This window comes from Mycobacterium simulans, assembly GCF_900232995.1.
GTDB lineage: Bacteria > Actinomycetota > Actinomycetes > Mycobacteriales > Mycobacteriaceae > Mycobacterium > Mycobacterium simulans.
In genome coordinates this window covers 2,430,494-2,447,987 of record NZ_OCVX01000003.1, presented here as the reverse complement: position 1 = coordinate 2,447,987, position 17,494 = coordinate 2,430,494, and the positions used below count along the sequence as shown (strand labels likewise).

The 17,494-nt window shown below is 64.0% G+C and carries 14 protein-coding genes and 4 pseudogenes; 8 read left to right on the top strand and 10 right to left on the bottom strand.

Going from position 1 to position 17,494, the window contains the following annotated elements:
* Window positions 1-82: 82 nt before the first annotated feature.
* A pseudogene (locus tag MSIMFI_RS11910) lies at window positions 83-760 on the bottom strand (PE family protein); the annotation flags it as partial.
* A gap of 383 nt (window positions 761-1,143) precedes the next feature.
* On the opposite strand from MSIMFI_RS11910, the gene MSIMFI_RS11905 reads away from it, so the two are divergent.
* Window positions 1,144-1,776: a TetR/AcrR family transcriptional regulator gene (locus MSIMFI_RS11905; protein ID WP_191497350.1), complete on the top strand. Its 633-nt coding sequence runs from the start codon at window positions 1,144-1,146 to the stop codon at window positions 1,774-1,776.
* 18 nt (window positions 1,777-1,794) lie between these two features.
* Here MSIMFI_RS11905 and MSIMFI_RS11900 read toward each other — a convergent pair whose 3' ends face one another.
* Window positions 1,795-2,430, bottom strand: a complete 636-nt coding sequence (locus MSIMFI_RS11900; protein ID WP_191497349.1) for a CDP-alcohol phosphatidyltransferase family protein — start codon at window positions 2,428-2,430, stop codon at window positions 1,795-1,797.
* A 450-nt stretch (window positions 2,431-2,880) separates the two neighbouring features.
* Here MSIMFI_RS11900 and MSIMFI_RS11895 point away from each other — a divergent pair, with 450 nt between their 5' ends.
* Complete coding sequence (locus MSIMFI_RS11895) at window positions 2,881-3,519, top strand: TetR/AcrR family transcriptional regulator (RefSeq protein WP_224770159.1); 639 nt, start codon at window positions 2,881-2,883, stop codon at window positions 3,517-3,519.
* A gap of 20 nt (window positions 3,520-3,539) precedes the next feature.
* Here MSIMFI_RS11895 and MSIMFI_RS11890 read toward each other — a convergent pair.
* Window positions 3,540-4,652, bottom strand: a pseudogene (locus MSIMFI_RS11890) (MBL fold metallo-hydrolase).
* Between the two features lie 5 nt (window positions 4,653-4,657).
* Window positions 4,658-5,389: an enoyl-CoA hydratase gene (locus tag MSIMFI_RS11885; protein WP_191497347.1), complete on the bottom strand. Its 732-nt coding sequence runs from the start codon at window positions 5,387-5,389 to the stop codon at window positions 4,658-4,660.
* Window positions 5,390-5,417: 28 nt separating this feature from the next.
* On the opposite strand from MSIMFI_RS11885, the gene MSIMFI_RS11880 reads away from it, so the two are divergent.
* Together MSIMFI_RS11880 and MSIMFI_RS11875 are read left to right on the top strand one after the other, a co-directional pair.
* A complete protein-coding gene (locus tag MSIMFI_RS11880) occupies window positions 5,418-6,905 on the top strand; it encodes an acetyl-coenzyme A carboxylase carboxyl transferase subunits beta/alpha (RefSeq protein WP_191497346.1) in 1,488 nt (495 codons plus the stop codon).
* 90 nt (window positions 6,906-6,995) lie between these two features.
* On the top strand, window positions 6,996-7,856 hold the full coding sequence (locus MSIMFI_RS11875; protein WP_191497345.1) for an endonuclease domain-containing protein: 861 nt from the start codon (window positions 6,996-6,998) through the stop codon (window positions 7,854-7,856).
* Here MSIMFI_RS11875 and MSIMFI_RS11870 read toward each other — a convergent pair.
* Entirely contained in the window at window positions 7,835-8,383 is a 549-nt protein-coding gene (locus MSIMFI_RS11870; protein ID WP_186244579.1) for a TetR/AcrR family transcriptional regulator, read from the bottom strand. The genes MSIMFI_RS11875 and MSIMFI_RS11870 overlap by 22 nt on opposite strands.
* 102 nt (window positions 8,384-8,485) lie before the next feature.
* Here MSIMFI_RS11870 and MSIMFI_RS11865 point away from each other — a divergent pair, with 102 nt between their 5' ends.
* A complete protein-coding gene (locus tag MSIMFI_RS11865) occupies window positions 8,486-9,625 on the top strand; it encodes an FAD-dependent monooxygenase (RefSeq protein WP_186244580.1) in 1,140 nt (379 codons plus the stop codon).
* 34 nt (window positions 9,626-9,659) lie between these two features.
* Here MSIMFI_RS11865 and MSIMFI_RS11860 read toward each other — a convergent pair.
* Window positions 9,660-9,770 (bottom strand): annotated as a pseudogene (locus MSIMFI_RS11860) (type VII secretion protein EsxI); the annotation flags it as partial.
* A 16-nt stretch (window positions 9,771-9,786) separates the two neighbouring features.
* Here MSIMFI_RS11860 and MSIMFI_RS29640 point away from each other — a divergent pair.
* From MSIMFI_RS29640 to MSIMFI_RS11850, 3 genes and pseudogenes are all read left to right on the top strand, one after another.
* Window positions 9,787-9,876, top strand: a pseudogene (locus tag MSIMFI_RS29640) (PPE domain-containing protein); the annotation flags it as partial.
* 204 nt (window positions 9,877-10,080) lie between these two features.
* The gene (locus tag MSIMFI_RS11855; protein WP_224770257.1) at window positions 10,081-10,656 is read left to right on the top strand and encodes a TetR/AcrR family transcriptional regulator; all 576 of its coding nucleotides are present in this window, start codon (window positions 10,081-10,083) and stop codon (window positions 10,654-10,656) included.
* 66 nt (window positions 10,657-10,722) lie between these two features.
* Entirely contained in the window at window positions 10,723-12,393 is a 1,671-nt protein-coding gene (locus MSIMFI_RS11850; protein WP_191497343.1) for an FAD-binding dehydrogenase, read from the top strand.
* Window positions 12,394-12,614: 221 nt separating this feature from the next.
* On the opposite strand, the gene MSIMFI_RS11845 is transcribed toward MSIMFI_RS11850, so the two are convergent.
* From MSIMFI_RS11845 to MSIMFI_RS11830, 4 genes are all read right to left on the bottom strand, one after another.
* A complete protein-coding gene (locus MSIMFI_RS11845) occupies window positions 12,615-12,923 on the bottom strand; it encodes a hypothetical protein (protein WP_191497342.1) in 309 nt (102 codons plus the stop codon).
* A gap of 144 nt (window positions 12,924-13,067) precedes the next feature.
* Complete coding sequence (gene idi / locus MSIMFI_RS11840; RefSeq protein WP_191497341.1) at window positions 13,068-13,643, bottom strand: isopentenyl-diphosphate Delta-isomerase; 576 nt, start codon at window positions 13,641-13,643, stop codon at window positions 13,068-13,070.
* Window positions 13,644-13,775: 132 nt separating this feature from the next.
* Window positions 13,776-15,680 (bottom strand): ABC transporter ATP-binding protein, encoded by a 1,905-nt coding sequence (locus tag MSIMFI_RS11835; RefSeq protein WP_191497340.1) that lies wholly within the window; start codon window positions 15,678-15,680, stop codon window positions 13,776-13,778.
* Window positions 15,677-17,449, bottom strand: a complete 1,773-nt coding sequence (locus MSIMFI_RS11830; RefSeq protein ID WP_191497339.1) for an ABC transporter ATP-binding protein — start codon at window positions 17,447-17,449, stop codon at window positions 15,677-15,679. Before MSIMFI_RS11830 ends, MSIMFI_RS11835 begins: the two co-directional genes overlap by 4 nt.
* Between the last annotated feature and the right edge of the window lie 45 nt (window positions 17,450-17,494).

The window sequence follows — 17,494 nt, the reverse complement described above, 5'->3', positions numbered from 1 at the left end:
TTTTTTTTTTACAACAAAAGGCGGCCTCCGGATTTTTCGCCCTGTCGCGGGGGCCGGGAGTTTTTTAAAAGAGCAGGGGGGGCCCCCCCGTTGGGGAAAGGCGCCCCCCCCCCCCCCCGCCCCCCCCGCCCCCCCCGTTGCCGAACAGCCACCCGCCATTACCACCCTGACCGCCCGCCCCGCCGGCCACGAAGCTACTTTGGTCGCCGCCGCCGGCGCCACCACGTCCGCCGTTGCCCCACAGCCCGGCGTTTCCGCCGTTGCCGCCGGCCTGGTTGGCCACGGTGCTGTTCCAGCCGTTGCCGCCGTTGCCGTACAGCCAGCCGCCATCCCCGCCGTTGGGCGAGGCCGCCGTCCCGTCGGCGCCGTTGCCGATCACCGGGCGCCCGGTCAGCGCCTGGAAGGGCGCGTTGACCGCGCCCAATGCGTCCTGTTGCACCCCGCTCGCCGCGGCCAGCGCCTGCTGCATCGGGTTCGCGTTAGCGACTTCGGCGCCGCTATAGAGGCCCGCGCTGGTTGCCAGGTTGTGCACAAATTGGTCGTGAAAAGCCGCCGCGTGCGTGGCCAAGGCCTGATAGCTCTGCGCGTGTGCGCGAAACAGCGCCGCAATCCCCGCCGACACCTCATCGGCGCCGGCCGCCAGCACCGAGATAGTCGGAGCCGCCGCGGCCGCGTTGGCCGCGCTGATCTCCGACCCGATACTCACCGCACTCGTCGCCGCCGCCACCAGCGCCTCGGGCGCTGCGAATACGAATGACATGCGAAACCTCCCAACGGGGTCCTCGAACGCATCGCGGCGAAAACTGGCTAGGAATTTCCCTTTTACGAAACGCCGCTATCCGAGGAAAGATAAACACGAGCGATCGCTCGCATTCAATTCGTTTTCCGTAGCGCAGTCTCAGGTCAAAAACGGCTGGTCAGCGCGGATGTATGGGGTGACGCGCCGACAACTGCTCGCATTCGGTTGCTTGGTCGCGGTGGTTGGTTGAGCGGAGTACGACTGAGAAGGTGATCATCGTCGGATGCTGAAACCGCGCTGCCGATGTGCACCGAAGCGCGACCTCGAAGAAGCCAGAGCGTGGGACGGGTCGAAGCTAAAACGTTCTGCCGCGAAGCGGCTGTTGACGCGCCTATCATGACTCCGTGCCCCATCTGATTGCTCGCAAGACACCAGCGCAAGAGCGGTCGAGGGAAACTGTCCAACGCATCCTTGATGCGGCCGCAAGGATCCTGAAAGAACGCGGGTACGGCGGTGCGTCGACGAATCGGATCGCCGCCGCGGCTGGCATCAGCCCTGGCTCGCTGTATCAATACTTTCCCAATAAAGACGCGATCCTGAAGGCGATGGTCGCCGACTATACGGAGCAACTGCAGGACGAAATTTCGACCAAATTGCACGATCTGTTCAAACCCGACGGCAACCGCTTAGCTCTGATACCGCAGGCAGTGCGGATATGCGTCGACGCCATGTTTGAACGACCCGAAATCTTGCGCGTGATCTCCGGACAGCTGCCGGGATATAGCGCCGCGGACGTGATCAAACCCGTCGAAAATCTGGTCAGCGAACTCATCAAGGGATACATGCTGGCAGTTCCCGATCCGCCCGCCGATCTGGACGTCGATGGCGCGACGTGGGTCATCGTCCAGCTCCTTGAAGTGCCGATACGCTACGTCGTCGAGCGACCGCCTATCGCCAAGGATGTGTTTGTCCACGAGCTGACGCGACTGGTGCTGGGCCATCCGATTGCGCAGGCCTTTCCAGGAACCGGCGGTTGAAGTCAGTGCGCAACCGGCCTACAAACCGGGCGCCGTCGCTTGAGTCTCTAGGCGTAGCGGTCTCGCCGATCGCCAATACGCAACCGAATAGTCGACCAGTGAGACCGCGGTAGCTAGGAACGCGGCGGTGACGACTACAGAACTCAACATGAGCCAGGCCGCGGTCGGGTGCGACGCTAATGCGTAATAGCTGGTCAGGGTCACTATGCAGAAGCCCTGAGCGATTCCTTTGATCTTTCCGCTACGCCGCGTGCCGGCGCCAACGCCCGACCGGCGAAGCGAGAGCTGCCGAACCGTCGCAACCACGGCATCGCGCCCGATCATCACCACGAGGAGTGAGGCTGGAAAGACGCCGACGGCGACGAGAGCCACCGCCTCGGTCGTACGCGCCACGTGGTCTACGGTGCTGTCGGCCATTGCCCCTAGTGGCGTTACTACGCCTAACCGGCGCGCCAGGTAACCGTCAAGAACGTCGCTGACCTCGACTAGCACGCAAAGCGCGACCATTGTCGATCGTGCCTGACCGTTCGAAAAATACGAGCAGAAGAAAAACCCGAGAGCGAGCGGCAGCCTGGCGATCGTGACACCGAACACCAGTCGGCGTAGCGCCGTCGCTGACATGCCCGCGAGCGGCTCCAACGGCGTGACCTTCACATCGACCTCCCGGCGTAGTGCGGTTGAGCGCACACGAGAGGCCCGTCGACGGCTGCCCTCGGCTCCGCTGGCGTGGCGATCACAAACGGCATATCAACCCCATTTCTCGACGACCCAGCAGCTCATATCAACTCCGTCGCGACGGCATCGCGGGGATCGAAACTGTCTAGGAATTTCTTCCTTTTGCCGCTATCCGGGGAAAGATAAACACGAGCGATCGCTCGCATTCAATTCGTTTTCTGTAGCGCAATCTCAGCGCAAAAACCGCTGGTCAGCTCGGACACATACGACGACACGCCCGCAACTGCTCGCATTTAATTGCTTGGTCGCGGTGGGTTGCTTGCGTTGTTTTGAGTGGAGTACCGAACCCTCGAGGAAGCCAAGCGCGCTCGGCAAGTCGGCGCTAAACCTTCTCCCTGAGGGGTCGTTGACTGACATATCATGACCGCCGTGCCCCATGTGATTGCCCGCAAGACGCCGGCGCAGGAACGGTCGAGGGAAACTGTCCAACGCATCCTCGATGCGGCCGCGAGGGTTCTCAAAGAGCGCGGCTACGGCGGTGTGTCGACGAATCGGATCGCTGCCGCGGCCGGCATCAGCCCTGGCTCGCTGTACCAATACTTTCCCAATAAGGACGCGATCCTGGAGGCGATGGTCGCAGACTATACCCGGCAGCTGCAGGACGAAGTCTCAACCAAATTGCACCAATTGTTCAAATCCGAGTGCAGGCGCTCAATTCTGGTGCCAGCGGCTGTGCGAATATACGTCGATTCCATGCTTGAACGGCCCGAAATCTTGCAAATAATCTCCGGACAATTGCCGGGTTATAGCGGAGCGGACTTGATCAAGCCGGTGGAAAAACTGATCAGCGAAATCATTAGGGGATATATGCTGGCAGTTCCCAATCCGCCGGCAGACATGGACATCGATGCCGCGACGTGGATCATCGTCCAACTGCTTGGTGCGCCGATACGCTACGTCGTCGAGCGACCGCCGATCGCCAAGGATGTGTTCATTAATGAGATGGCTCGACTCGTGCTGGCCCATCCGATTGCGCTGGTTTTTCCGGGAACTCCCACCGAGAAATAAGCGCGGTAAGGCGTGTGAGCTTACAACCGCCACCACGGGTTGAATCGCAACGGCGCAGCGGGGTCGATCCGCTGGCCGGGCAACGGCACGGCCACCTGAACCCCGTCCGGTTCAGCCGCTTTCAGCACCCGCTCGACCGGCTCCGCCCACGGGTGCGGAGCCAGCCGGAACGTGCCCCAGTGAATCGGCACCAACAGCCCCGATTCGCTGACATCCAGGTGTGCCCGGACCGCTTCCTCCGGGTTCATGTGGATGTCCGGCCACGCCGTGTTGTAGGCCCCAATCGGCATCAGGGTCAGGTCGAACGGCCCGTGGTCCGCGCCGATCTGGGCGAAGCTCTTGGTGTAGCCGGTGTCACCGCCAAAATACGCACGATGGCCGGGCCCAATAAACGCCCACGACGCCCACAACGTGTTGTTCCGGCTAAAGAAACGCCCCGAAAAGTGCCGCGCCGGCATGCAAATCACCGTGAGCTCGTCGACCTGTGCGCTCTGGTTCCAGTCCAGCTCGACGATCCGTTGCTCCGGAATCCCCCATGACCGCAAATGGGCACCCACGCCCAGCGGGACGAAGAACGGCGCTCGCTGCGTCCGGGCCAACCCGCGCACGGTGTCGATGTCGAGATGGTCGTAGTGGTCATGACTGATGACCACCGCATCAACAGCGGGCAGGCCTTCCAGCTGCACCGGTGGCGGATGCAGCCGCTGCGGGCCGACGAGATCCGACGGCGAGCACCGATCACTCCACACCGGATCCGTCAGCACCCGTTACCCGTCGATTTCCACCAGTGCCGTCGAGTGCCCGAACCAGCTCACCGCGAGCCGGCTTGCATCACCCCGAAAAATCTCCGGCGCCGCCAACGGAATCGGCGCCGCGGGCCGTCTGGTACTGCGCGCCCCGACCAACTCCCATGCGATGAGCCGCAATTGCTCGCGGTCCATGACGTACATCGAGGCCGGGTCGAGGTTGACGAAGGAGCCGTCGCGATAGTTCGGAGAGCCCTCCGACACGGCCTGGATCGACGAGGGATCGGCCCCGGGGGCCGCGGGTGCGCCGTGCAGCGCACGCAACAGCCAGCCCCCCGCCGCTAGCGAGGCGGTACCGGCTGCCAGTCGCAGCGCTCGGCGCGTCATGGCAGTTAAGCCCCCTGGAACCTCGGCGGCCGCTTCTCCACCCGGGCAATCTGCGCCTCGATGACATCCTGGCTGCCCCAAGCCTTGTCGAAGAGCTCCTTGTGTTCGGGCCCCGGTTCCTCGATGGAACCGTCGTCGTTGAGTACCCGCTTGGCGTGCTGTATGGCCAGCGGCGCCAGACCCGCGATCTCGGTGGCCCACTCTTGAGCGTCAGCCAAGGTCCCGATGCGGTTGGCCATACCGGTGTGCAGCGCCATCTCGGCGGTCAGCTTCTCCGCGGTCAGCAGCATCGCGCGGGCCCGTCCGTGACCGACCAGCGAGGACAATCGGCGGATGCTCCAATTATCAAGGGCCAAGCCATATTTCGACGTCGGAAACTGAAAGAACGCTTCCGGAGCCACGACCCGAAGGTCGCACTGCATGGCCAGCTGCAGGCCCGCGCCAATGGCGGGCCCGTTGATGGCGCCGATCACCGGTATCAATGTCTGATCCAGGACCCGATGTAGCTCGATGAGCCGGTCGGGGTAGTCCGCGGCGAATGCGTCTCCGGAGAGGTCCGCCCCGGCGCAAAACGCCGTGCCCTGGCCCGTCAACACGATGGCCCGAACGGACCCGTCGCCGGCCTTCAGCACGGCCTCGCGCAGCTCCTCGACCAACTGGGAATTCAGCGCGTTGCGCCGCTCGGGCCGCTGCAGCTCGATGGTCATAACGGCTTCGGTCTGGGTAATGCCGATCATGGGGGTCAGGATATATAGCCTCGTCGCTGTGAGTCGTATCACGACCGATCAACTGCGGGACGCGGTGCTGGACGAGGGCTCTTTCGCCAGCTGGGACAGCGAGCCGCTTTCCATACCAGTCAGCGAGTCATACTCCCGCGACCTGGCCGCCGCCCGCGCCGCCACCGGCCGTGACGAATCGGTGCTGACCGGCGAGGAGCGCGTCTTCGGACGCCGGGTGGCCGTAGTGGTCTGCGAATTCGACTTCCTGGGCGGCTCGATCGGGGTGGCGGCGGCCGAACGGATCACCGCGGCGGTGGAGCGCGCAACAGCCGAGCGGCTGCCGCTGCTGGCGTCGCCGAGTTCGGGCGGCACCCGCATGCAGGAGGGCACAGTCGCGTTTCTGCAGATGGTGAAGATTGCCGCGGCAGTCCGGCTGCACAAACAAGCACATCTCCCCTATCTGGTTTACCTGCGCCATCCGACCACCGGCGGGGTTTTCGCGTCGTGGGGTTCGCTGGGCCATATCACCCTCGCGCAGCCGGGAGCACTGATCGGACTGCTCGGCCCACGGGTCTACGAGCAGATCTACGGCGAACCATTCCCCCCCGGCATCCAGACCGCGGAGAACCTACAGCGCCGCGGGTTGATCGATGACGTCGTTCCGCTCGACGGGTTGCGACGAACGCTGCACCGGGCGCTGACGGTGATCTCCGACGCCCCCGGCCCGCTACCCGCAGCACCGCAGTCCGAACCGATACCCGAGATAGCGGCGTGGGACTCGGTGGTCACATCGCGACGACCAGACCGGCCGGGGGTCGATGACCTGCTACGACACGGCGGCACGGAGGTCGTGTTGCTCTCCGAAACCGGGCCCGAAGAGGCGGCGACCATGCTGCTGGCGCTGGCGCGATTTGCCGGTCAGCCCGCGGTGGTGCTCGGCCAGCGGCGGGTCGTCGGGGGGATCGTTGGGCCGGCCTCATTGCGGGAGGCGCGCCGCGGAATGGCGCTTGCCGCCGAACTACGCCTACCGCTGGTGCTCGTCATCGACACCGCCGGCCCGGCGTTGCCGGTCGAGGCCGAGCAGGGCGGGCTGGCGGGCCAGATCGCGCAGTGCCTCGCCGAGCTCGTCACACTGGACACCCCGACGGTGTCGGTCCTGCTTGGCCAGGGCAGCGGCGGACCGGCGCTGGCGATGGTGCCAGCCGACCGGGTGCTGGCCGCGCTGCACGGCTGGCTGGCGCCCTTACCGCCGGAGGGCGCCAGCGCCATCGTTTTCCGCGACATCACTCATGCCCCGGAACTGGCTGCGGCCCAAGGCATTCGGTCGGCGGACCTGCTGGTGTCCGGGATTGTCGACGCGATCGTGCCTGAGCTTCCCGACGCGGCGGACGAGCCGGTCGAGTTCTGTGAGCGACTGTCCAGCGCCATCGCCTCCGAACTCGACGCGCTGCGTGAAATGCCAGCCCCCGAACGCCTCGCCGCTCGACTGCAGCGGTACCGCCGCATCGGCCTGCCCCTCAACCCGCGACACTAACGTCACGCACACGACGCGCCGAAAAACGTGTGCCTGACTTGAATCTCAGCGAAGTGAAACCCCCCAGCCGGCGACGGCGTCCTACGGAGCATGAGGGAAGTCATCGTTGGCAGCGAAGCCCTACGCCAAGGCAAGCTAAGCCGCTACCAGCTGCGGACCCGTTACCGCGCAATCTATCCCGACGTCTACCTCGCCGCAGACACACCACTCACACTGCGCAGACGCTCCGAAGCGGCGTGGCTGTGGTCGGGTCAACGCGGTGTCCTCGCCGGGCTCGCCGCTGCGGCACTGCACGGGTCCAATTGGATCGACGACGACGAGCCCGTCGAGCTGATCTGGCGCACCCCCTCCCCACCCGCTGGCGTGATCACCCGCAACTGGCGCCTCGACCGCGACGAAGTCACCCGCGTCGCGGGGCTACCGGTCACCACACCCGCGCGGACGGCGTTCGATTTGGGACGGCAATTGCCCGCCGCAGCGGCGGTGGCCCGGCTCGACGCGCTCATGCGGGCCACACCATTCTCTGTCGAGGAGGGACTGCTGATCGCTAAGCGGCACCCCGGTGGCCGGGGCATCCGGCAGGTCAAGAAGGTCCTCCTCCGAGTCGATCCTGGCGCGGCATCTCCAAAAGAGACATGGCTACGGCTGCTGCTGATCGACGCGGGATTACCGACTCCGCAGACCCAAATTCCGCTGGTAGCCAACTACCGAACGGTCGCCCTCCTCGACATGGGCTGGGAACGGTTCAAGGTCGCGGCCGAGTACGACGGCGACCAGCACCGAACCGTCCGGCGCCAATATGTGCACGACATACGCCGACAGAAGGCGTTAGAAGAACTTGGCTGGGTCGTCATCAGGGTGATCGCCGAAGACCATCCCGAACACATCTCGCGCAAAGTCTTCGAGGCGCTGCACCGCCGTGGATACCGTCAGCCAGCCGGCCCCAGGTAGCGCTGGATCGTCGGGCCGAGCCACTCGACCACCTCGTCGCGCGTCATCTCAACGACCGGCTGCAGCCGTAACACGAAGCGGCACACCGCCATTCCCAAGATCTGGGTGGCAATCAGCCCTGCCCGCACGCGGGCCTCGGAAGCCGGCACCAGGGAAGCGACCAAGGGCTGCAGCTGTGTCCCGAAGATCTCGCGCATCCGTTGCGCGGCTTCGTCATTAGTGGCGCTGGAGCGCAGCAGGATGACGAGCGCCTCGTCCCCCTCCCAGCGTTCGAGAAAGTGCCGCACCAACAACCCCCCGAGTTCGTCGCGGTCGGCCCCTTCAAGAGAAGGAAACCGCAAATCGAACTCGACCGCGGCGGCGAACAGTTTGTCCTTGTTGCCGTAGTAGCGCATCACCATCGCGGGATCGATCCCGGCATCAGCGGCGATCGCCCGAATCGTGGCGGCCTGAAAGCCCGATGTGCCGAACCGTTCACGCGCCGCCGCCAGGATGACGGCCTTGGTTTCCTCCGACGACCTCCGCATGTCAACAATTGTAGGCCAACAACTGTTGACATCAAGTCCAGGCGGCGTCAACATGGAGTTATGCCAACAAGCGTTGACTAAACGCGACGAGGAGGAACCACTATGAACGACACCGATGTCCTGGTCGTAGGCGCGGGCCCCACCGGCCTCACCCTTACCGCTTCCCTGCTCAATCAAGGCATCCAGGCGGCCATAGTCGACAAGCTGCCGGCGGGTGCAAACACTTCCCGCGCGGCCGTTGCCAACGCACGCAGCCTTGAGGTACTCGAGAACCTCGACGTGTCCTGGCGCATGGTCAAGGCCGGACTCGTCGCGCCGCGATTCTCGATGCGCCAGGGAGACCGCACGCTGATCCCCATCGACTTCAGCACCCTGCCAACGAACTACCCCTACTCACTGATGATCTCCCAGGCCGACACCGAGCGCCTACTGGAGGAGCGCCTCAACGAACTTGGGGGTGAAGTGCTCCGCCCCAAGACTTTGAGCCGCATCGCCCAGGATTCGACCGGCGTCACCGCAATCTTTGACGACGGTGAAACCCTAAGGGCGAGTTACGTTGTGGGCGCCGACGGCACCCACAGCACGGTTCGTCATCAGGCCGGCATCGGGTTCGCCGGTGGCGAATTCGCAGAGTCTTTCGCGCTGGCCGACGTTCGCGTTGCGGGCGAGGCGCCCCGCGACGAGGTGATCCTGTTCTACGGCAACGACGGCCTCACTGTGCTGGCACCCTTGCCCGACGGCGTGTTCCGCATCGTCGCGCCGCACCCGGACGCACCGCAATCACCGACGGCCGAGTTCGTCCAGGACCTGCTGGACACCCGCGCTTTCGGACCGGGCCGCACCGAGGTCACCGACCTGCTGTGGGGATCGCGATTCAAGATTCACCACCGCGTCGCCGATACCTTCCGGGCCGGTCGCATACTGCTTGCCGGCGATGCCGCCCACGTGCACAGCCCCGCGGGCGGTCAAGGCATGAACCTCGGCATTACCGACGCCATCGAACTAGCCACAGCACTGGCCACCACGCTCCACGGCGCGCCCGACACGGCATTGGACGCCTACAGTGCAAGCCAGCGTGCACGGGCACAGCAGGTGCTGACCCTGACCGGACGGCTGACCCGGGTCTCCACGTTGCCGCGCCCGTTACGCCCGATCCGCAACTCGGCCATGCGGTTGGCCGCACACGTCCCCGCCGTGCGCCGCCAACTCGCCTGGCGGTTGAGCGGCCTGGTGTACCGATGATCCGATCGTTCCGCCGATCGGTATGCAGGGGTTGTCAGCCCCAGCTGGACCCTACTGCGGAGTCGGTGCTAGCCATGTTGCTGCCGGCAGCCTGGATCTTGGCGCCATGAGCATTGGCCTGCTCGCAGATCACTTGGAAGTTGCGGGCGTCATTCGACTCGGTGATTTCGGAATTGGCCAGTGGGTCGTGGACGGGTCCGGCGGCGGCGGCCATGGGGGCGGTGGCGACGCCGTATGTGGCGTGGCTGAGCATGTCGGCGGGACTCGCCGACACGTGCAAATCCGCGGCCAACCCCTCCCACGCCGTTGCCGCCGTGAGCCGTGGGCAGAATCGGATCTCGCCAGCGCGCTCGATGTGCATATCCGTATCCGATGTGGCAATGTATCGTTACCGCAGCGATTCGGAGGCAACACAGATGACGTCACCAACAACCTCCGCCCCTAAGCCGGCGCGCGTGACCAAGCGTCGCGCCGAAACACGCGCTCGCCTCATCGACGCGGCGTTCCGAGTGTTCGCCGACAAGGGCTACGGGCACGTAACCATTGAGGATGTATGCGAGGCGGCCGGCTACACCCGCGGGGCGTTCTACTCGCAGTTCGACAGCCTCGAGGAGCTTTTCTACATCCTTTACGACCAGTGGGCAGCCCGCACTGCCGAACAGGTTCGCACCGCCATGGCAGGCGGTGACGCCATCACCGACCTACCCGGAGTGGTCGAGCGCATCGTCGAGACCCTGCTGCTCGACCGCGACTGGCTGCTCATCAAGATCGACTTCCTGATGCATGCCGCGCGCAACCCCGAACTGGCCCAACGCTGGTCCGTCCACCGCGGCCAATTGCGACGAGTCATTGAAGAGCGGCTCATAGCTAGTGGCATCGAGTTACATAAATCGATCGACACGGTCGGCGACACGGCCCGTGCCATCATCGCCGCCTACGACGGGGTCAGCGTTCAACTCCTGCTCGACAACGACCAGGCGGCCGCCAAGGCCTGGCTCACGCAACTACTCAACGTTGTCCTGACCCGTTGACGCCGCGAATTCTCATGAGCGGTCAATGCGAGACGCTCCGATAACAACTGCTGGGAGGCTGTCGCTATGGACGCTGACGTCATCGTGATCGGTGCGGGTCTGGCAGGGCTGGTCGCGACCCACGAGCTGACCCGCCGAGGCAAGAAGGTCGCGGTGATCGATCAGGAAAACGAGGCCAACTTGGGCGGCCAGGCGTTCTGGTCGTTCGGCGGGCTCTTCTTGGTCGACACTCCCGAACAGCGCCGCCTGGGCATCAAGGACTCCTTGGAGTTGGCCTGGAACGACTGGTCGGGCAGCGCGGCATTCGACCGACTCGACGACGAAGACATCTGGGCCGCGAAGTGGGCGCGCTCCTATGTCGAGTTCGCCGCTGGCGAGAAGCGCGCATATCTGACCGATCTCGGGATCGAATTCATGCCCACGGTGGGGTGGGCCGAGCGCGGGGACCTGCGCGCGAACGGCCATGGCAACTCCGTGCCTCGTTTCCACATCGCATGGGGCACCGGCACCGGAGTCGTAGAGCCGTTCGTGGACTCGGCCCGGCAAAGCGCGGCGGACAAGCTGGTGACGTTCTACCATCGCCACCGCGTCGACGAGTTGATCTTCACCAACGGTGTCACCACCGGGGTCAAAGGCGCAGTGCTGGCGCCCGATGACGCAGTGCGCGGTGCGCCTTCCAACCGCGACGAGGTCGGCGAGTTCGAGCTGTCCGCACAGGCGGTAATCATCACCACCGGCGGAATCGGCGGCAACCACGAGATGGTGCGGCGCTTTTGGCCGGAGCGGATGGGCACCCCGCCGGCCTCGATGATCACCGGCGTGCCCGCCTACGTCGACGGCCGGATGCTCGACATCGCCAATGACAGCGGGGTGCGGCTGGTCAACCGCGACCGGATGTGGCACTACACCGAAGGCGTCAACAACTGGGACCCCATCTGGCCCAAGCACGCCATCCGGATCATCCCCGGCCCGTCGTCGATGTGGTTCGATGCGCTGGGACGGCGGCTACCGGCCCCCTACCTGCCCGGTTACGACACCCTGGGTACCTTGCGGTACCTGCGCACCACGCCCGACATCGCGAACTACGACCACTCCTGGTACATCCTCACCCAGAAGATCATCAAGAAGGAGTTCGCGCTGTCGGGCTCGGAACAAAACCCTGACATCACCGGTAAGAGCCGTAAGGCCGTTCTGCAGGAGAGGTTCCTCAACAAGGACGCCACGGGTCCCGTAGAGGCATTCAAGTCCCACGGCGCCGATTTCGTGATCGCCGATAACCTCGAGGAACTCGTCGAGAAGATGAACGCCCTGACCGACGAACCCCTGCTGGATCCGGCCAACATCCGAGCGCAGATCGAAGCCCGCGATCTGCAGGTGGTCAACCCGTTCTGCAAGGACGTCCAGGTCCAGGGCATCCGCAATGCCCGGCGCGCACTCGGCGATCGACTCGGCCGGGTCGCCGCCCCGCACCGCATCCTGGATCCCAAGGCGGGACCGCTTATCGCTGCGAAGCTGCACATTCTGACCCGAAAGACATTGGGCGGCATACAAACCGACCTTGACTCGCGCGCCCTGGGCATCGATGGTCAACAGATCCCCGGCTTGTATGCCGCCGGGGAGGTCGCCGGGTTCGGCGGCGGCGGGGTGCACGGCTACAACGCGCTGGAAGGCACCTTCCTGGGGGGATGCGTCTTCTCCGGACGCGCCGCCGGACGTGCCGCCGCGCAAGATATCTGAGTGCGCTTACGGGGAAGTGCGACGAGCTGGCGCTGTCCATCGACGGATGCGTCACACCGGGCACTCCACCAGCCTGCGGGGCTGCCTGGCGAAATCAGCCAACCGACGCCTTTCCCGGCCAGTCGATCAAGCGCCAATCCGCGCCAACCCGGTTGAAGCACCAGCCGCTCGGTGTCTAGTCCGCGCGGATCGCGGCACACTCCATCTATTGGGGTATGCCGTTAAACATAGCCGTACTCTTTCGCAGTAAACTTTGTGAGGTTATAAGCCACAGTGTACGAAGTAAAGATCGCAAAGAGTATCCGATGTCCAAACAGCAGGCAATAAATGAGCGTGGCAATAGGATAATACAGCATCAATTCATTCAGCCGCGCTGGTATGCCTTTAGAACGAAACCTGCAAAGCACTAAAATCTGCGGTCCCCATAAGTAATAAGGCTGCCGAAAATGCCCCCACAATAGCCCGAACAGAATGTCGCCGTGCTTGAACAACTTGAGCCCGTGTTCATTCAGTAAATCGGCCATTTTCATGGTAGCACCAAATAATATCGCACAAACGACAAGTGCGGGTGGACTAGCAATTAATTCCACCCCTGAAAGCGCTTCCTAAGTAGACCAGGCAAGAATCGGACAACACGCCACCGCCGGCTGGAGTTGATTTGTCATCCGCCACTTTCACCAGATAGCTGCTGACGGAAGGAGGTGAGCAGATGCTGGTGGCCAACAGGAGGGGCCCGAACCGAGTTTTACAAGCTCAGAGACTTGGTCGCGACACCAGGGCGACACGACAAACGACCCATCTGCGACGCTGTCGGCAAACCTGCACCAGTCGAGAAAGCGAATGGCGTCGGTTTCCTTCGGGTTGGGCTGCGGTATTTGCGATGTTGTCGCCGCCAACACCGGGCATAGCTCATTTTCCACGATGCCGTTGTTCATGACGGCTCTGTACCGGAAATCGGGCAACATCAGCCTGACGTTGTCAATGGAAATGCCAAGCTCCTGACGCGCTCGTCTCCTTGCGGCGTCAGCAAGAGGCTCGCCGGGCGCTGGATGCCCACAACAACTGTTGGTCCATATGCCCGGCCATGTCCGTTTTGTAAAGGCCCGCCTTGTGACCAAAATCTGACCTTTCGAGTCGAAGATATAACAGGAGTAGGCCAGGTGCAGCGGCGTCTGCAGGTGGTGAATCGAGAGTTTTTCGGCCAGTCCGGTTGCACAGCCGTTCTCGTCGAGCAGAATAACTTGCTCCATTCGTCCCCTTATTGCAGTGGGTTCGGTACGGCCGCACGGATGCGCGGTGCGGGATCACACTGCTATATGTGGTCCCTTTCTCGGCGCGGTGTGCACACGGAATTTTCGGCGTTATGAAGCCGCCGTCTATCCTTAGCGGTTTTGGCGCCCCGGGGTATCCGGTGAATGGTTGATCGTGAGGTTGAGATAACCTCCATCGGGCAACGACCGCTGCACGGTGTTTAGTGAAGTTGTCGCGCAGCACATTCGCGGCGACAAGCCCTGCCGAACCCACAGATCGCTAGGCGCGCCGTCAGCGACGATCTGACCCCGCCCGCCGAGCACCACCACTCGGTCGACGCCTTCGACGACGCGATGCGAGATAATCAGCACAGTCCTGTCCGCAAACATCGTCTTCAGGGCCTGTCGCACCGCGCGCTCACCGGGGGCATCCAGCGACGACGTCGCCTCATCCACGATCAGCACGGCCGGGTCGGCCAGGAATGCCCGCGCCAGGGCAATGAGCTGGCGCTGACCGGCGGATAGCAGCGCACCCCCGTTGGTGATCTCGGTGTTATAGGCGTCGGGGAGTGCCGCGATGAACCGGTCCGCGTCGATCGCCCTCGCCGCCTCGACTACCTCCGCGTGCGTGGCCCCGGGGCGGCCAAACCGGATGTTGTCGGCGATCGTGCCGGAGAACAGATGGCTCTCCTGGGTGACCATCACGACATGGCGGCGCAAATCGGACCGCGCGAGATCACGCAGATCGACGTCATCCAGCATGACCGATCCCGACGTCGGGTCGTGGAACCTGGCCAATAGTTTGGCCAGGGTGGTCTTGCCAGATCCGCTCGCCCCCACCAGCGCGACGATCTGACCGGCCGGCACGGTAACGGAGACCCCCGATAGCACCGGCCGCCCCGGCGCATAGCCGAAGTGCACGTCATTCACAGCGAGCGCGCCCCGGACCGAGTTCCGTATCGGTGCGTCGACGAATTCGATTGCGGGCCGTCTGCCTAGTACCGCGGCCAACTTCTCCAGCGCTGACGTCGCTGCCTGAAAGGCATTGACGAAGTGCGTGATTTCGTGCATCGGCTCGAAAAACATGCGCAGGTACAGCAGGAAGGCCGCGAACGTCCCGATCGTCATTTCGCCGCGCAGCACCAGCAGCCCGCCGTACAGCAGCACCACACCGATGGTGACGTTGCCGATCACCTTCACCCCCGGCGCGAAGACCGCCACGAGTTTGAAGGATTTTTCATTGATCACCCGGTAATGGTCGGCGATGTCTTCGAAGACGACCTGGTTGCGCGGCTCCTGCCGGTACGCCTGCAAGGACTTGATCCCGGCCATCGCCTCGATGAATTGCATGATGACCAGCGCGGTGCTCTCTCGCACCTCCCGATAGGTCTTGGAAGATTCGGCGCGAAACCACGCACCGAGGGCGAGCATGATCGGGAACACCGCCAGGCACATCAACCCCAGCTGCCAGTCGAGCACGACCAGCAGGACCGCTATGCCGATCGGCGTGAGCGCCGCGGTGATCAGGCAGTCGAACCCGGCAGCCAACATGTCCTGGACGGCTTCGACGTCATTGGTCAGCCGGCTCACCACCCGGCCGGTTGTGTAGCGGTCGTGAAAGGCGGTGTCGAGTTGCTGGAAGTGCCGAAACACTCGACGCCGCAGATCCAGCAGCACCTGCAAACGAACGACCCCGGCGCGGTTGAGGAAAAGCCATCGGCTGAAGCCATGGACAACCACCGTCAAGCACAGCATGGCGACGATCAGCAATAACGCACGCGCCGACCCGCCATGCATGATCGACGGAATGCCGTAATCGATGCCGCGCCGTACCAGCAGTGGAACCGTAAGGCGTGCAGCGTTTTCCACTATCGCAACGAGAAGCAACAGTCCCAGCGTCAAAGCATGCGGCCGCATCAGCGAGCCCAGCAGCATGCGTGCATCTCGCCCGTGCGTCAGAGTCTCGTCGATCGCGGGATCGACGCTGGCGTTGGTGCCCTCGGGGACTCGAATGGGCCGGGTGTCCAGTGTTGTCATAGTTGTTTCGCCAACTCTGCTGGCGCGCAAGTCATTAGGTTCCGATACCGCGGCACCTGGGCGAAAAGCTCTGCGTGCGTGCCAATGTGGGTGATCGTCCCGTCCTCCAGCAGCGCCACCCGGTCCGCGAGCGCGACGGTGGACGGCCGGCGCGCCACCACAATGCCGGTCACCCCGTTGAGCACCCGGCGCAACGCGGCGGTCACCTCGGCCTCGGTGCGCGGGTCCAGGCCGGACAAGGCGTCATCGATCACCAGGACCGTCGGAGCGGCAACCAGCGCCCGAGCCAGGCACAACCGCTGGCGCTGCCCACATGACAGCCGTAGGCCCTGCTCCCCAATGCGGGTGTCCAGCCCGAAGGGCAGCTCGTGGACGAACTCCGCCGCGGCGATCTCGATGGCGTTAGCCAGGTCGGCATCGGTGGCATCGGGCCGGCCCAGGCGCAGGTTCTCGGCCACCGACATCGAGAACACCGTCGGATCCTCGAACGCCGTGCTCACCGCCTTGCGCAAGGCGGGCAAGGACAGCTCACGGATGTCGTGGCCGTCGATGAGGATCTGCCCCTCCGAGACGTCGTAGATCCGCGACAGCAGCGACGTCAGCAGGGATTTACCGGAACACATGGCGCCGACGAGAGCGAGCGTCTCCCCTGGCGCGACGGTCACGGTGATATGGCGCAACAGCCATCTGTCGCCCTCCGAATCCGGGATCCGGAAGCCAACGTCGCGCAGTTCCAGCCAACCGACCAGCGCTGGATCCGCTGTCCCGCCGTCGATTTCACAAGGGGCATCGAAGATTTCGGCGATCCGGTTGGCCGCGGTCATCGCTTCCTGTGTCATCGACAACAAGAAGCCCATCGCCGTGACGGGCCAAACCAGCGACAGCGTCATCGTGATGAACGCGGCCAGGGTGCCGATCGTTACCATCCCGTGTCCTACCGCGTACGCGCCGAAGCCCAGCAGCACGATCAAGGCCAGGTTCGGGATGACTTCGAGCGTGGTCCAGAACTTCGCGGCCACCGACACCTTGCGCCGGCCGACGTCATATAGCGTGGTCGCCTCCGCGTCGAACTGGTCGAACACGTGGTCTTCGCGCCCGAATGCCAGCACCACATCGCGGCCCAGCGTGGACTCCTCGACATGCGTTGCGATGTGGCCTGATTGGTCCTGGACGTGGCGCGACAGCAGGGTGAACTCACCTTGGTAGTGCAGCACCGTGGCGACGATCGGCACGATCGACCCCAGCACCACCAGGCCCAGCGGCCAATACATCACCAGCAGGCACACTGTTACCACGGTGATCTGGAGAATGTTGAGCATCATGAATATCGCACCGAAGGACAGCAGGTCGCGGATGGTGCCGAGATCGTTCATGATCCGCGACACCAGTTGCCCGGACTGCCATCGCTGGTGAAACGACATCGGCAGGATCTGCAGACGAGCGTGCAACTCCCTGCGAATATCGGCTTCGACGCCCATGGTCGCGTGCGCGGTGAGCCAGCGACGGATGAACAGCATCGCCGCCTCGGAGAGGCCGAGGGCCATGGCCGCCGCACCTAGCGTCCAGAGTCCCCGCAGGTCGTGGTGGCGTACCGGCCCATCGATGACGACCTTCGTCATGATCGGGATCCCCACCGTGGCAACGAGGCTGGCCGTCGCGGCCCCGACGATGACGATCCAACGCGTCCGGTAAGGGATCAGGTAGGTCGTCAGCCGTCGTAGGTCCGTGACCGCCCGTCGGCGCTTCGGCGCACACGTGAATTCACCCACGACGAAACTTGTCTCCCGATCCCATTACGAAAGGCGGCCAAGACA